The organism is Mucilaginibacter calamicampi, assembly GCF_042676765.1.
Classification (GTDB): Bacteria; Bacteroidota; Bacteroidia; order Sphingobacteriales; family Sphingobacteriaceae; genus Mucilaginibacter; species Mucilaginibacter calamicampi.
Genome location: NZ_JBHTHU010000002.1, coordinates 223612 through 237951 on the forward strand (window position 1 = coordinate 223612; position 14340 = coordinate 237951).

The 14340-nt window shown below is 42.3% G+C and carries 14 protein-coding genes and 1 other RNA gene; 4 read left to right on the top strand and 11 right to left on the bottom strand.

Annotation, left to right across the window (positions count from 1 at the left end):
• Nucleotides 1–6: 6 nt before the first annotated feature.
• On the top strand, nucleotides 7–1293 hold the full coding sequence (locus ACFQZS_RS05215; protein WP_377097980.1) for a citrate synthase: 1287 nt from the start codon (nucleotides 7–9) through the stop codon (nucleotides 1291–1293).
• Nucleotides 1294–1362: 69 nt separating this feature from the next.
• Here the strand turns inward: ACFQZS_RS05215 and ACFQZS_RS05220 are convergent, their stop codons facing one another.
• Entirely contained in the window at nucleotides 1363–2322 is a 960-nt protein-coding gene (locus tag ACFQZS_RS05220) for an alpha/beta fold hydrolase (protein WP_377097982.1), read from the bottom strand.
• Nucleotides 2323–2413: 91 nt separating this feature from the next.
• Here ACFQZS_RS05220 and ACFQZS_RS05225 point away from each other — a divergent pair, with 91 nt between their 5' ends.
• Nucleotides 2414–3718: an NAD(P)/FAD-dependent oxidoreductase gene (locus ACFQZS_RS05225; protein ID WP_377097984.1), complete on the top strand. Its 1305-nt coding sequence runs from the start codon at nucleotides 2414–2416 to the stop codon at nucleotides 3716–3718.
• A 15-nt stretch (nucleotides 3719–3733) separates the two neighbouring features.
• Nucleotides 3734–4978, top strand: coding sequence for a cation:proton antiporter (locus ACFQZS_RS05230; RefSeq protein WP_377097987.1), 1245 nt, complete (start codon nucleotides 3734–3736; stop codon nucleotides 4976–4978).
• On the opposite strand, the gene ACFQZS_RS05235 is transcribed toward ACFQZS_RS05230, so the two are convergent.
• The 10 genes from ACFQZS_RS05235 to ffs all read right to left on the bottom strand — a co-directional run bounded on the left by ACFQZS_RS05235 (nucleotide 4979) and on the right by ffs (nucleotide 13420).
• Entirely contained in the window at nucleotides 4979–5581 is a 603-nt protein-coding gene (locus ACFQZS_RS05235) for an FMN-binding negative transcriptional regulator (RefSeq protein WP_377097988.1), read from the bottom strand.
• A 165-nt stretch (nucleotides 5582–5746) separates the two neighbouring features.
• Nucleotides 5747–6694, bottom strand: a complete 948-nt coding sequence (locus ACFQZS_RS05240) for an N-acetylornithine carbamoyltransferase (protein ID WP_377097990.1) — start codon at nucleotides 6692–6694, stop codon at nucleotides 5747–5749.
• Nucleotides 6695–6800: 106 nt separating this feature from the next.
• Complete coding sequence (locus tag ACFQZS_RS05245; protein ID WP_377097992.1) at nucleotides 6801–7931, bottom strand: aspartate aminotransferase family protein; 1131 nt, start codon at nucleotides 7929–7931, stop codon at nucleotides 6801–6803.
• A gap of 113 nt (nucleotides 7932–8044) precedes the next feature.
• Complete coding sequence (gene argC / locus ACFQZS_RS05250) at nucleotides 8045–9028, bottom strand: N-acetyl-gamma-glutamyl-phosphate reductase (RefSeq protein WP_377098087.1); 984 nt, start codon at nucleotides 9026–9028, stop codon at nucleotides 8045–8047.
• An 11-nt stretch (nucleotides 9029–9039) separates the two neighbouring features.
• The gene (locus tag ACFQZS_RS05255) at nucleotides 9040–9501 is read right to left on the bottom strand and encodes a GNAT family N-acetyltransferase (RefSeq protein WP_377097994.1); all 462 of its coding nucleotides are present in this window, start codon (nucleotides 9499–9501) and stop codon (nucleotides 9040–9042) included.
• Nucleotides 9482–9823 (bottom strand): cupin domain-containing protein, encoded by a 342-nt coding sequence (locus ACFQZS_RS05260; protein WP_377097997.1) that lies wholly within the window; start codon nucleotides 9821–9823, stop codon nucleotides 9482–9484. The genes ACFQZS_RS05255 and ACFQZS_RS05260 overlap by 20 nt, the downstream gene beginning before the upstream one ends.
• Nucleotides 9824–9828: 5 nt before the next feature.
• A complete protein-coding gene (argG, locus tag ACFQZS_RS05265; protein WP_377098000.1) occupies nucleotides 9829–11022 on the bottom strand; it encodes an argininosuccinate synthase in 1194 nt (397 codons plus the stop codon).
• A gap of 131 nt (nucleotides 11023–11153) precedes the next feature.
• Nucleotides 11154–11810, bottom strand: a complete 657-nt coding sequence (locus ACFQZS_RS05270; protein ID WP_377098002.1) for a GNAT family N-acetyltransferase — start codon at nucleotides 11808–11810, stop codon at nucleotides 11154–11156.
• Between the two features lie 444 nt (nucleotides 11811–12254).
• The gene (locus tag ACFQZS_RS05275; RefSeq protein WP_377098004.1) at nucleotides 12255–13211 is read right to left on the bottom strand and encodes a YpdA family putative bacillithiol disulfide reductase; all 957 of its coding nucleotides are present in this window, start codon (nucleotides 13209–13211) and stop codon (nucleotides 12255–12257) included.
• 110 nt (nucleotides 13212–13321) lie between these two features.
• An RNA gene (ffs, locus tag ACFQZS_RS05280) (signal recognition particle sRNA small type) lies at nucleotides 13322–13420 on the bottom strand.
• Nucleotides 13421–13661: 241 nt separating this feature from the next.
• On the opposite strand from ffs, the gene ACFQZS_RS05285 reads away from it, so the two are divergent.
• The gene (locus ACFQZS_RS05285; RefSeq protein ID WP_377098006.1) at nucleotides 13662–14339 is read left to right on the top strand and encodes a DUF4397 domain-containing protein; all 678 of its coding nucleotides are present in this window, start codon (nucleotides 13662–13664) and stop codon (nucleotides 14337–14339) included.
• The last annotated feature ends 1 nt before the right edge of the window (nucleotide 14340 follow it).

Here is a 14340-nt window from a genome sequence, read left to right on the forward strand (position 1 = left end):
TTTTCTATGTCTGGCAAAGCACAATTACAACTTGGTGATAAAACATATGACCTCCCGATTATAGAGGGTTCGGAAGGTGAGAAGGCGATCGATATTTCTAAATTAAGAGATCTTAGCGGATACGTAACCCTTGATATAGGTTACAAAAATACCGGTGCAACCAAAAGTGCTATTACCTTTTTAGATGGAGAGCTTGGTATACTTAAATACAGAGGTTATCCAATTGAGCAGTTGGCCGAGAAAGCATCATTTATTGAAGTTGCTTATTTATTAATATATGGCAACCTGCCAACTGTTGATCAATTAAAGGCCTTTCAAAATGAATTGACCCACCATACCCTATTGCATGAGGACATGAAGAAGTTTTTTGATGGCTTTCCGTCAAAATCTCATCCTATGGGGCAGTTGTCGTCGTTGGTGGGGGCATTGTCGGCTTTCTATCCTGAGTCGCTTAAACCTAACCAAACACCGGCAGAGCAAAATCAGAGCATTATTAAAATGCTGGCTAAAATGGCCACTTTGGTATCATGGATCTACAAAAAAACATTGGGTCACCCGGTAATTTACCCGCAAAACAAATATGATTATGTTACCAATTTCCTCAACATGACCTTTGGTCAGCGTACTGAGGAAGTGGAGATACATCCGGTAGTAGTAAGTGCGATGAACACCCTGCTTATTCTGCATGCAGACCACGAGCAAAACTGCTCTACCTCTACGGTGCGTATAGTAGGTTCTTCTGAATCAAATATCTACGCTTCAGTATCAGCAGGTATATCTGCGTTGTGGGGCCCATTGCACGGCGGCGCTAACCAGGCCGTTATTGAAATGCTGGAACAGATTAAAGAAGACGGCGGCGACACCGATAAATGGATTGCCAAAGCAAAAGATAAAAATGACCCGTTCCGTTTAATGGGTTTTGGTCACCGTGTTTACAAAAACTTTGACCCACGCGCCAAGATCATTAAAAAAGCCTGCGACGACATATTAGAAAAGTTAGGTATTAATGACGAGGTGTTGGAGATTGCTAAACGTTTAGAAGAAGTAGCATTGAAAGACCCTTACTTTGTTGAGCGTAAATTATATCCAAACGTAGACTTTTACTCAGGTATTATTTATCGTGCCTTAGGTTTCCCAACAGATATGTTTACTGTATTGTTCGCGTTAGGCCGCCTACCGGGATGGATTGCGCAATGGAAAGAGATGAAAGAGAATAAAGAACCTATCGGTCGCCCGCGCCAGATCTATACCGGTGCTGTAAACCTGGATTATGTTGAGCTGGACAAAAGATAGTTCACGAATAAATATTATACAGAAAAGGCCTGCATGTTATGCAGGCCTTTTCTTTTATACTACAAATTACTACTTCGCTAAAAAATCGTTAATGATCTGAAACTCCTTCTCGGGCTCCTCCACCTGCGGGTTATGTCCTGATTTTTCAAACATTACAAATTGCGCCTGCGGAGCGTACTCTTTATACTTAACAGCCATCCATGGTACGGCAACACGATCATACCTGCCGGTTACAATCAGTATCGGCATTTTCAGGTCTTTTAATTGCTTGCGAAAATCAAACGTACCAATATCATTACCAACGATAAAGTCACCATCTTTACCCACCATCTGGTAATACAATTTACTGTTGAACGAGTTAGGATAAGGCTTGCCTCCGCGGGCAGCAAATTTATCAGGATTATAAGCGTACATAAATCCGTAAGGCACCCTACCATAAATATCCTGGTGCTGCTTATCACTTGATACGGCACCCTTCTCCCTTATCTTCATCAATTCATCCCATACTTCGGGGTAGCCTACTCTTATCTCGTGGTTGGAATTATCGTCGTTCTCCTGCCACATAATAAAGCTGTGAAAGGTATCAGCCAAAATTAAATGACTAACATTCTGTGGATACTTTATAGCATACCCCTGCGCCACTACCCCACCGTATGAATGCCCCAGCACTGATATTTTATTTAAGTTTAAAGCCTTACGCAGGCCTTCAATATCCTCCACATCACGGGCAATGGTGTATTCCGTTACGTTTTTGGCGGTATCAGATTTACCTCTGCCAAAGCCGTCAAAGTATATCAGCTGATGGCGTTTTTCGGCCAACGGATCAAAACTCCTTAAACCCGGATGCGCCCCACCCGGGCCGCCCGAAATAAAGATCACCGGGTCGCCCTGGCCTACTGTAACCACCCATAACTTAGCACCGTTAACGTTAACGTATTTACCATCGGTCTGGCTGTCTACAGTTTTAACCTGCGCATGTACCGCGCCGCTCAATATAATTGCCAATAAAAACAGTATCAGGTTTTTCATGTTCTTCAATTTGTTCGCAATATAACCATTGCGCATTTTTATTTAAATACAAGCAGCCTTTATTACAGGCAAATAGGTAAGTTTATTGCAAATGACATACATTGATCAGCACAACAACCAAAAACCACGTGTAGTTATTATTGGAGCAGGCTTTGCCGGTATACAGTTAGCTAAAAAATTAAAAGACGCCCCGGTTGAGATACTGATGCTGGATAAACACAACTATCATACTTTTCAGCCCCTTTTATACCAGGTTGCGGTTGGGGCGTTACCTGCTGATTCTATCGCCTTCCCCATCCGCAGGATCTTTACCTATCAAAACAATTTTAACTTTAACCTGGCTAACGTTAAACAGATAAACCCCGAAAGCAATACCGTTACTACCAGCATAGGCGATATACATTATGATTACCTGGTGATAGCTACCGGATCAAACACTAATTTTTTGGGTAACGACCAGATAGCGCGTTTTGCCATGCCAATGAAAAACGTGCCCGAGGCATTGAACATTCGCGTATTGGTATTACAAAATTTAGAGAAAGCTTTAATTAGCACTGACCCTGTTGATCGGGAAGCGCTAATGACCTTTGTGGTTGTTGGCGGCGGGCCTACAGGCGTAGAACTATCAGGAGCTTTGGCAGAGATGCGGCGTTTGATATTGAGTAAAGATTACAGGTATTTAAAAGAGCAGCACATGAGCGTTTATCTTATTGAGAGTAAAGAGCGATTGCTGGCTGCCATGTCTGAAAAAGCATCAACCAAAGCTAAGGAGTATTTAATTAACGATAAGGTAACGGTATATAACGGTGTGCGGGTACAAAGTTATGATGGCTTAGAATTGACCATTAACAACGGACAGGTTATAAAAACCCATAACGTTTTTTGGGCGGCCGGTGTAAAAGGCGAAGTACCCGAGGGTTTATCTGGAGCCACAATAGCGCGTGGCACGCGCATACAAACCGACGAGATAAACCGTGTGGTGGGCTATCAGAATATTTTTGCCATAGGCGATGTATCCGCCGTTGTTACGGATGAGTTGCCGAACGGCCACCCGGGCGTGGCACCTGTGGCTATACAACAGGGAATATGGCTGGCTAAAAACCTGCAGCACCTGATTAAAGGCGAGCCTACCGAAGCTTTCAAATACAATGATAAAGGCACTTTAGCCACGGTTGGGCGTAACAAAGCATTGGCCGATATTGGTAACTTGCATCTTACCGGTTTTATTGCATGGATATTGTGGGGCTTTGTGCATATCATGTCACTGGCAGGATTCTCTAACAAAGCTTCAGTATTTATGGAATGGGTGATTAATTACATGACCAAAAACAGCGATAATCGTCTAATACTACGTCCCTTTAATACCCAAACGCGTACTGTTGACCATGAATACTAATTATTAGGCTCATCTATGGAGATATTTTTATTAATTACCTTTCTGGTTATTGTAAGCGCCTTCTATTCGTATATCAACGCCAGGTTTATAAAATTACCCGGCACTATCGGCGTGGTCAGTATTGCTATTATAGGCTCTATTCTCACCATAGTATTCAATAAATTTTATCCGGATACGGCAAGATCGCTTACTAACCTGGCGCGCGATATTGATTTCTCTGAAACGGTATTATATATTATGCTGGCTTTCCTGCTGTTTTCAGGATCATTCACCCTTAACGCCAAACGCCTGAAACGCGAGATGCGGCCGGTATTCCTTTTAAGCACTATAGGCGTTATATTTTCCTGCGCAATTTTCGGGTTATTATTCTTTGGTATAACACGTTTGTTTCATTTTGATATTCCACTCATTTATTGCTTCCTGTTTGGCGCGCTCATATCTCCTACTGATCCGGTTGCGGTAAGCGCCATAGTGAGAAACTCAAAATTACCGGCAAAGTTGGAGACCATTATTACCGGGGAGTCTTTATTTAATGATGGTATAGGTTTGGTATTATTTGTAACCTTACTACAGGTAACCCGCACAGGTGCCGACGAGATCGATCTGGGCGAGGCTGCCTTCCATTTTATTAAATCAGTTTTCGGTGGTATCTTTCTTGGTTTGGCTATGGGCTTTATCGCATTCAGGCTGATGAAATCAATTGACGATTTCCAAACCATCGTATTGGTGTCTTTAGCGTTGGTGATGAGTATATCTGTAAGCGCATCGTATCTGGAGTTTTCCATCCCGCTGGCAGCGGTGTCAGCAGGTTTGTTTGCAGGGACGCGATCCATAAACATTGATAGTACAGACCGTTCTCATCAATCTCTCGAAAAATTCTGGGAGCTGATAGACGAAATGCTGAATACCATTTTATTTGTGATGATTGGCCTGCAGATGCTCAATCTGCCGTTTTTAGATAAGTACTGGCTAGCCGGGGGCGTGGGCATAATTGTAATATTAGCTTCGCGGTGGCTAAGCATAATGCTGCCGTTAACGTTTTTAAAACGCACGTTGGACGTCAGCTATAAAAACATCAATATTTTAACCTGGGCCGGCCTTAGAGGCGGTATATCTATAGCGCTGGCATTAACTTTGCCCCACGGCCCTTACAAAAACACCATACTGGCCGGCGCTTATTTTATCGTAATATTCTCCGTAATTGTACAGGGATTGACCTTGAACAGGGTGATCAATGCATCGGTAGAAAAAGAAGAATAATTAGGACTGCATCCTATCTGCAATGTCTTTTGCGGTAGTATCGTTACTTTTTCCTAATTCTTCAATAATACTGCGGCGTTCCTTGTCGCTTCGGTTTTGGCTTAATTTCTTCTTGGCTTGCAGGTCATCAACAACAATTTCAAAAGCTGTTATTCCCTTCATCAATCCGTATTTATAGTCGTGCGGCAAAGCGTTCCATTGCTGCATGTACTCCGCTTCAAAAGCGTTAATGCTGCGTTCTAACACAGCTATTTTTTCTTCCTCGCTCTCCAATAAAACAGCATGGCCGTAGGCATGTACGGCTATATAGTTCCAGGTGGGTACGTTAACATCATGCTCATAATGCCGGGTAGAAATATAGGCGTGCGGCTCGGCAAAAATAACCAGGGGTTTACAGCCTAATAGTTCATCAGCCTGAGGGTTTGCCTTGGCAAAATGCGAGATCAAAACTATCTTTTCACCCCGCTGCTCAATAACAAAGGGCAGGTGCGTGGCATTAGGCACACCATCTTTCACCGTAACTATGGTAGCAAAATTGTACCGCTGCATAAAGCTGATTGCTTCCTGCGGCTCTGTCATTAAGTTAATTTTGGGAATGTACATTTTTTAAGAAGCAAGAAATAAGAGTCAAGAAATAAGATTGATAGTGGCAATACCAAACCATAAGTTATGCCCAACTTGTTTCGGCACCCCGTCAATCTGTTAAGCGGATAACTTAGCGTGTGGGATGCTGAAACAAGTTCAGCATGGCAGCGGGCGCAAGAAATACTACAAACTTTCCAGCATCTTCTTCAACACCGCCTGCGCTGCCCACTCACGGTTACCCGCTTCGTGTACAACCACTGAGTTAGGTCCGTCCAATATCTCGTCAGATAGCTCAAGATTACGGCGTACAGGAAGGCAATGCATTACCTTAGCATTATTAGTGCTTTTTAGCTTTTCATTAGTCAACATCCAATCTTCATTACCCGGCAAAACCTGTCCATAAGGCTCATAAGCCGACCAGTTTTTTACGTAGATGAAATCTGCATCTGCCAAAGCAGCATCCTGATCGTGCGTGATGGTTGCGCCATTGGTAAAATCGGTATTTAACTCGTAACCCGCCGGGTGCGCTATGGTAAAATCCACATCAGCTTTACACATCCATTCGGCAAAAGAATTAGGTACAGCCTGCGGAAGTGCCTTTATATGAGGTGCCCAGGTTAATACCACTTTAGGGCGCGTACGGGTTTTTAGCTCGGTAATGGTAACCAGATCGGCCAGGCTTTGTAGCGGGTGGCGCGTGGCCGATTCTAAGCTCACAACAGGCACACCGCAAAACTCAACAAACTTATTAAATACGGTTTCGGTGTAATCCTCTTCCCTATCCTTCAAACCCGGAAACGATCGCACGCCGATAATATCCACATACTGCCCCAGCACAGCCGCAGCTTCACGGATGTGCTCTACTGTGGTGCCGTTCATTATCGCGCCGTCGCGCAGCTCCAAGGCCCATCCCTCTTTATCTATATTCAGCACCATGGCGTTCATACCCAAATTGGTAGCTGCCTTTTGTGTGCTCATACGGGTACGCAGGCTGGGGTTTAAAAAAACCAGTCCGATGGTTTTGTTCTTACCCAGATGCTGGTGCGCAAAAGGATCTTTCTTTAGCGCCAATGCATCAGCCACAAGGGCGTTAATATCGGTTACGTCGTGTACGGATGTAAAAAGTTTCATAAGCCTTAATCAGTTCTGTCATTTCGAGCGACAGCGAGAAATCTATACATAAGCAAGCCCGCTGACTACCCGTGCATAGATCTCTCACTGCGTTCGAGATGACAGTTTATTTGTTATTCAATACTTTATCAAACGCCTCTAAAAACTGTTCAGCGTGTGCTTTGGTTAAATTTAATGCCGGTAGCAGCCTTATCACATTTGGTTTGGCTTCGCCGGTAAATATGTGGTGCTTAAACAGCAGATCTTTTTTGGCCTGAGCAAATTCGGCGGGCAGTTCAATGCCTATCATTAAGCCTCTGCCGCGAACTTCAGTTACCTGTTTAAATTTCTTCAACTCGTCTATCAGATACCCGCCTACTTCGGCAGCGTTTTGTATCAGGCTATCTTCTTCCATCACCTCCAACACAGCCAATGCAGCCGCGCAAGCCAAATGGTTACCGCCGAAAGTGGTACCCAACATACCATAAGCCGGTTGTATTTTTGGCGATATGCTGATGGCCCCTATCGGGAAACCGTTGCCAATGCCCTTGGCCATGGTATAAATATCAGCGTCAATACCCGCATAATCATGTGAGTAAAATTTGCCCGAACGACCGTAGCCACATTGAATAGCATCTGCAATAAACACAGCATTGTGTTCATCGCAAAGCGAACGGATCTTTTGCAAAAAGCTTTCGGGGGCAACCTGGATCCCACCTACACCTTGTATGCCCTCAACAATAACAGACGAGATCTCATTATCAGCAAAAGCCTGCTCTAAAGCGGCTTCGTCTTTCCATGATACACGAACTACATTATCGCTCTCATTTACGGGGGGTACTATCTTTGGGTTATCTGTAACCGCAACGGCTAAAGACGTTCTACCGTGAAATGCACCTGTAAAAGCGATAACTTTCTTTTTGCCGTTATAGAACGAAGCCAGTTTCATGGCGTTCTCATTGGCTTCGGCACCTGAGTTGCACAAAAACAACTGATAATCTTCCCTGCCTGAAACCTGACCTAATTTTTCAGCCAGCTGCTTCTGAATAGGAATTTCAATCGAGTTAGAATAAAAACCAATTTTATGTAATTGATCTTCCAGTCGTTTTACGTAATGCGGATGGGTGTGCCCTATTGAAATAACGGCATGGCCGCCATAAAGATCAAGGTATTCTTGTCCTTTATCATCATATACTAAACTGCCAACACCTTTTACAATGTTGATAGGATTAATTGGATATACGTCGAATAATTTCATTTTATTAGAATTTGTCGTCATTGAAAATTGATGTCCGCACGAACTATCGTTTAGAGATTGCTTCGCTGCTCGCAATGACGCCTTGTTATTATTTAATTTACTTAACCGTTTACTCAAAAAGCTGCTGCTTTTAGTCGTAATCCGGCGCGTTCATCCAGACCAAACAGCAGATTCATGTTTTGAACCGCCTGGCCCGACGCGCCTTTAAGTAAATTGTCTAAAATGCTTATAATAAATAGTTTATTACCGTGTTTTTTTACTTGCAAAAACACCTTGTTGGTATTTACAACTTGTTTCAGGTCGATATTTCTGCTGGTTACATGGGTAAACGGATGCTCAGCATAAAAATCGTGGTAAAGCTTTAGCGCTTCATCTTCCTCTGATTCACTATCTAAATGAATGGCAGCAAAAATACCCCTGGTAAAATCGCCACGATAAGGAATAAAGTTCAAGGTCTGCCCAAAATCAGGCTGCAGCTGGTTAAGCGATTGGCCTATTTCATTTAAATGCTGATGACCAAATGCTTTATAAACCGAAAGATTGTCATTCCGCCACGTAAAATGCGAGGTTGTCGCCAAGCTCTGCCCTGCTCCTGTTGAGCCTGTAGTTGCCGAAATGTGAACCTCGCTGTTCAATAAACCTTTTGCCGCCAATGGTAATAAACCTAATTGCAAAGTGGTAGCAAAACAACCCGGATTAGCTATATTCTCTGCGGATTTAATAGCTTCCCTGTTCAACTCCGGCAGACCGTAAACAAATTTTTTATTGCCGATGGTTGATGTGGCAGACAGCCTGAAATCCTGACTAAGATCAATGATCTTTACACTATCCGGAATATCATTTGCTTCTAAAAACTTACGCGCATCGCCATGGCCAAGGCACAAAAACAGCACGTCGATATCGGTTGAGAGTTCGCCGGTAAAGCGTAGTTCAGTATCGCCAAACAAATCAGTATGCACCACGTAAACGTGATTACCCGCGTTGCTGTTGCTATGCACAAAGGCAATATCCACATCGGGGTGATTGATCAATATCCGCAGCATTTCGCCGCCGGTATAACCTGCTCCTCCAATAATTCCTGCTCTAACTTTTGTCATCTCTTTATTCATTAGTCAACAGTTTTACGGTACACTATAAATTCTGTATCCAGTTGCTGTTGTATAAATCCAACCGACTCATATAATTTCTGAGCCGTATAGTTATCTGTTTGTGTTTCTAATTGAACAAACCTTGCATTGTTGTCTTTAGCGAAATCCATAGCTGCCTGTATCAATCTCCCGGCTATTCCCCGCTTTCTGTGTACTTCGTCCACATACAGATCATTCAGTATCCAATTCTTCACCGCCCGCATTGACGAATACTTAGGATATAGCTGCGTAAAACCTACCGGTTTGCTACCAATAAAAGCAACATAAATAACTGATTCATTATTATTTAGCCGCTCTTTTATAAAGCTTTCAGCTAAGTTAATATCTGATGCCTGTTTGTAAAATATCCTGTATTTATCAAACAGTTCAAATACCAGTTCGGCCTCGCTTCCAGTTATCCGCTTAACAGTTAACCCTGTCATTTTTTGTTGATGGATAACTGTATAAAATAAATTCCAGATCTGTCTGCTGGGTATTCGCTATCAAATGCTGCTGTCCGGGTAAAATTTCTATCCCCTGCTGTTCCCGCAATTCACTTTCTTCACCGTCAATTGTAAACTTAGCCCGGCCCTTCAAAATAAAAAACACCTGCCTGGCTACTTCATGGTAATGCAATTGCTCAGCCGTATCTGGCGGCATAAGCTCCTGCTTAACTGATAATGCTTCGGTATCAACAAAGGTCCACCCGTGGCAATCATCGCCCCAGGTATAATGCTGCAAACATTCGCCCTTTGAAAATACCATGTTCATTATTCCCCGCCGTTTACCTTATGATAGATCATTACTTGATTTCCAAATATCTTTGAGAAACCTTTTACATCCTCGCCGCTCCATGAATTGTTCATTTCGCCGTAAGTACCAAACTTGTTCGACATCAGATCATGATCAGATTCAATACCCACTATCTGGAAACGGTATGGCTGCAACTGTACAAACACTTTACCTGTAACCTGTTTCTGCGTATCGGTTAAAAAAGCCTCCATGTTACGCATAATAGGGTCATGAAACTGTCCCTCGTGCAGCCAGTTGCCGTAGAACATAGAAAGCTGATCTTTCCATGTTAATTGCCACTTGGTTAGCGTATGTTTTTCTAAAGTGTGGTGCGCTTTAATAATTATCATCGGCGCCGCAGCCTCAAAACCAACACGACCCTTAATACCAATAATAGTATCGCCTACGTGAATATCCCTGCCTAAACCATAAGGGCCTGCAATGGCTTGCAATTCTTGTATAACTTTAGTTGGATGATCGTATTTAACGCCGTTCAATCCTACCAATTCGCCTTGCTCAAACTCCAGCTCAACGTTTTTAGTCTCTGATTCCGTAACCTGTGTTGGCCATGCGTCATCAGGCATGCCCAGGTTAGAAGTAAGCGTTTCTTTACCGCCTACTGATGTGCCCCAGATACCTTTATTGATAGAATACTTCGCTTTTTCGAAGTTCATTTCAACACCATGTTTCTTCAGGTATTCAATCTCAGCTTCGCGACTCAGTTTTAAATCACGTATCGGGGTAATGATGCCAACATTAGGGATGAGGATATTGAAGATCATATCAAACCTAACCTGGTCATTACCAGCGCCGGTACTACCGTGGGCCACAAACTCTGCACCTATCTTTTTAGCGTAATTAGCTATGGCTGTTGCCTGGCTAACACGCTCGGCACTTACAGAAAGCGGATAAGTATTATTTTTTAATACGTTACCGTAAATTAAGTAGCGCACACAGGTATTGTAAAAGTTCTCGGTCTCATCAACAACATGGTGAGAGGTAACGCCCATTTCGTAAGCTCGTTTTTCAACTATTTTAAGTTCTTCCTCGCTGAAACCACCAGTGTTTACAATTACTGAATGCACTTCATAACCCAAATCGCGGGTTAAATAAATACAACAAAACGAGGTATCCAAACCTCCGCTATAAGCTAATACTACTTTTTTCTTCATTTTTTTTGCTGAAAGCGGAAAGACTAAAGCAGAAAGCTTTACCTATCCGTGTTTTTTATTTTCTTAGTGCTTTTAACAAGCCTCTCATTTTACTATTTTAAGCTTTCTCCTTTGGTCTTTTACCTTTAACCTCATTTAAGGCTTTCGTCCAGGCTTTGTCCGAAACTCTTGATGGCACTTTCTATGCGCTTAAATAAATTGGCTTTGTGCGTTATTTTATTTAGTTTATCCTCTGATTCTTTTTTCTTTTCAGCCGGATCTAAAAGCATAGCGGTGCACATACAGTTTTTACGTTCCTTACTTGTTAATATATCGTAATTAACGCAACTTCTGCAGCCTTTCCAAAACTCTTCATCTTGTGTAAGTTCAGAGTAAGTTACAGGCTCGTAACCCAACTCAGAGTTTATCTTCATTACAGCCAATCCGGTAGTTAAGCCAAACAATTTAGCTTCGGGATATTTGGTGCGCGAAAGTTCGAATATTTTATGTTTGATGGCTTTAGCTAATCCTACTTTTCTAAATTCCGGAGAGACGATCAATCCTGAATTGGCCACAAAATCGCCATGGCTCCAGGTTTCTATGTAGCAAAAGCCTGCCCAGGTGCCGTCTTTATGTAAAGCAATAACCGCTTTACCCTCCAGCATTTTATTGGCAACATATTCCGGCGAGCGTTGTGCAATGCCTGTGCCGCGCGCCTTAGCCGATTCGGCCATCTCGTCGCAGATCTGTTGAGCGTAGTCAACGTGCTGTGCCGATGCAACCTGTATATCAAAATCTTGTATGGTCATTATGGATAGAAAAAAATAACTGTTAACATTTGGCGGTGAGGCCTTTGTTATTAAAGTGTTTTTTAACAGAGAAGTTTAATTTAAACTCCGGTTTTTTTGTCAGGCAATAACAACCTGCAATTAAACTCTGGGGATATAGAGCCTTCGTCGAGACGGGGTAAATAAAACAGTGGCAACCAAAGCAGCGGCAAACGGAGCTTTTATTGCTCTGGTAGCGGGCTTATTTAAGCTTTGAAGGTTCATTATTATAGTTGTTTGCTTTATTTAAAATTTGATGCAAAAGTTTGCATTATTTTTTATTTATACAAGTAAAAAGGTGATTTAGTTGATTATGTGAGCAGTTGATTAAGTTAAGTTTACAATTGCTTAATAAAACTTTGTGTTTTAAGGAGTTTATATAGTTTGAAAACCGCAACCAGTTACAAAACCAGCCCGATAAACCACTCACTTTTTAGCTACAATATCATTCACTATCATTTCGGCATGAAAACGAGAGTTTTCAATAAACCAAAGATGCGTATTCAGGCCACCGCAAACTACACCGGCCAGGTATAAACCCGGCAAATGTGTTTCCATTGTTTCAGGGTTATAAGTAGGAATAAGCAGATCATTATCCATTTTTAAACCCCACTTTTTCAATTGAGAAAAGTTAGGCTGATAGCCGGTCATGGCCAAAACAAAATCGTTTTGGATGGTAACCGGTCCCTCCGGGGTTTCAATATCAACCTCATCAGCCCGAACTGCTTTTAGGGCCGAGTTAAAATACGCTTTTATGGTTCCTTCTTCAATGCGGTTAATAACATCTGGTCTAACCCAATATTTAACCCGCGGACCTATTTCGGGGCCGCGCACAACCAATGTCACCTCTGCTCCTTTTCTAAAAGTCTCCAACGCAACATCAATAGCCGAGTTGCTGGCACCCACAACAACAACCTTTTGCATAGCGTAATAATGCGGGTCGGTAAAATAATGTTTCACCTTTGGCAGTTCCTCGCCGGGTATGTCAAGATTAACGCATACATCATAAAAACCGGTAGCTATAATTACGTTTTTTACATCGTACTTATCTTTGGTTGTGGTTACAGAGTAACCTGTTTGCATTTGCTTAACTTCAGTTACTTCTTCAAATAATTTTACGGGCAAGGCGTTTGCAAGTGTTATTCTTCTATAATATTCTAACGCTTCGGCACGGTTAGGCTTGGCGTGGAGCGTAGTAAAAGGAATATTCTCTATCTCCAAGCGCTCTGAAGTTGAGAAGAATGTTGTAGTAACAGGGTAATTGTAAATGGAGTTGGTAAGGCAGCCCTTTTCAATAATCAGAAAACTTAATCCCGCCTTTTGGGCTTTAAGCCCGCAGGCAATTCCGATGGGCCCGCCTCCAATAATAAGTACATCAAGCATTGTGCTAAGATAAGATTTTGCTAAGATTAGTTATTGAAGATTAAAGATCGGGGTTTACAAAACGTTAAAATTTACATTTTATAGATCATCAGAAAATTTGGGGCACAAAAAATGGGTAAGCTACTTTTATCGCGCCGCTCAACTCTCTACCCTTGCTGCGTTCCCACCCTGGGGGAGTTCAAGAGGAGCTGGCCGTAAAAGACTTACCCGCCGCAAATATAGAAAAAGCTTTGCTTTACGGTTAACAAAATGTTAAAACAAACCAAACTCGCTGTAACACAACAGAATGAAATTAGCCTGTATAGAAAATAATGCCTTTCACAAGTAAATATCTTTCTATAGACAACCAGCTAAAGCATTTTTTCTTACGTACCTGCGTTATAAATACCATCAAACCAATTATCATAACAATTGTTTATTTACTAATATTGTTAACAAATAAGACAGATTATGACAAGCACTTTTAAAACTAAAACAAACCGTACCTTATCAATATTACTAGCCTTTGCGTCGCTGGCTACTATTTTCTCATCATGTAGTAAAACTGAAGAAAATAAGCCTATGGCTGTGGCGGGCCTAGCTGTTACCAACGCGGCATCAGCATCGGCCGCCCAAGATGTTTATTTTGATAATCAAAGAGTTACAGCTTCGGCATTGGCCTATACCCAAACCGCTGGTTATTTTAGTGTAGCGGGCAGCCCCACAATTTCATTCAGAACAGCCAACACTACGGATGTGTATGGCTCTGGTACAACCAGCTTAACACCGGGCAAGTATTATAACGCTTTTCTTAGCGACGATAAAAACGTTACAGTTTATGAAAACGATCTTACTCCTCCACAATCAGGTAAAGCGCGTATCCGGTTTATTAATTTAAGTAGTGGCGTAGGCTCAAATGCAGATTTTGGAATAGCCGGCGGCGCAAAAATAGTTTCAGGACTAACCTACAGATCTGCATCAGCCTATCAGGATGTTGACCCTACTAGTGGCTATTCTCTTTACACAGGAGGCTCTTCAAGTGTTTTGCTTGCCATTCCTGTAACGCTTACAGTAGGCGGCATTTACACGCTGTATATATCAGGTAGCACAAATACAACGGTAGGGTTTAAATTAATAGGCGAAAACTAAT

Excerpts from the sequence above, each read along its gene's own strand:
- argC (WP_377098087.1), bottom strand. The coding sequence starts at position 9,028 with ATGACAAAAGTTAGAGCAGGAATTATTGGAGGAGCAGGTTATACCGGC.
- ACFQZS_RS05255 (WP_377097994.1), bottom strand. The coding sequence starts at position 9,501 with ATGACAGGGTTAACTGTTAAGCGGATAACTGGAAGCGAGGCCGAACTG.
- ACFQZS_RS05235 (WP_377097988.1), bottom strand. The coding sequence starts at position 5,581 with ATGTACATTCCCAAAATTAACTTAATGACAGAGCCGCAGGAAGCAATC.
- ACFQZS_RS05220 (WP_377097982.1), bottom strand. The coding sequence starts at position 2,322 with ATGAAAAACCTGATACTGTTTTTATTGGCAATTATATTGAGCGGCGCG.
- ACFQZS_RS05260 (WP_377097997.1), bottom strand. The coding sequence starts at position 9,823 with ATGGTATTTTCAAAGGGCGAATGTTTGCAGCATTATACCTGGGGCGAT.
- ACFQZS_RS05230 (WP_377097987.1), top strand. The coding sequence starts at position 3,734 with ATGGAGATATTTTTATTAATTACCTTTCTGGTTATTGTAAGCGCCTTC.
- argG (WP_377098000.1), bottom strand. The coding sequence starts at position 11,022 with ATGAAGAAAAAAGTAGTATTAGCTTATAGCGGAGGTTTGGATACCTCG.
- ACFQZS_RS05245 (WP_377097992.1), bottom strand. The coding sequence starts at position 7,931 with ATGAAATTATTCGACGTATATCCAATTAATCCTATCAACATTGTAAAA.
- ACFQZS_RS05225 (WP_377097984.1), top strand. The coding sequence starts at position 2,414 with ATGACATACATTGATCAGCACAACAACCAAAAACCACGTGTAGTTATT.
- ACFQZS_RS05275 (WP_377098004.1), bottom strand. The coding sequence starts at position 13,211 with ATGCTTGATGTACTTATTATTGGAGGCGGGCCCATCGGAATTGCCTGC.
- ACFQZS_RS05285 (WP_377098006.1), top strand. The coding sequence starts at position 13,662 with ATGACAAGCACTTTTAAAACTAAAACAAACCGTACCTTATCAATATTA.
- ACFQZS_RS05215 (WP_377097980.1), top strand. The coding sequence starts at position 7 with ATGTCTGGCAAAGCACAATTACAACTTGGTGATAAAACATATGACCTC.
- ACFQZS_RS05270 (WP_377098002.1), bottom strand. The coding sequence starts at position 11,810 with ATGACCATACAAGATTTTGATATACAGGTTGCATCGGCACAGCACGTT.
- ACFQZS_RS05240 (WP_377097990.1), bottom strand. The coding sequence starts at position 6,694 with ATGAAACTTTTTACATCCGTACACGACGTAACCGATATTAACGCCCTT.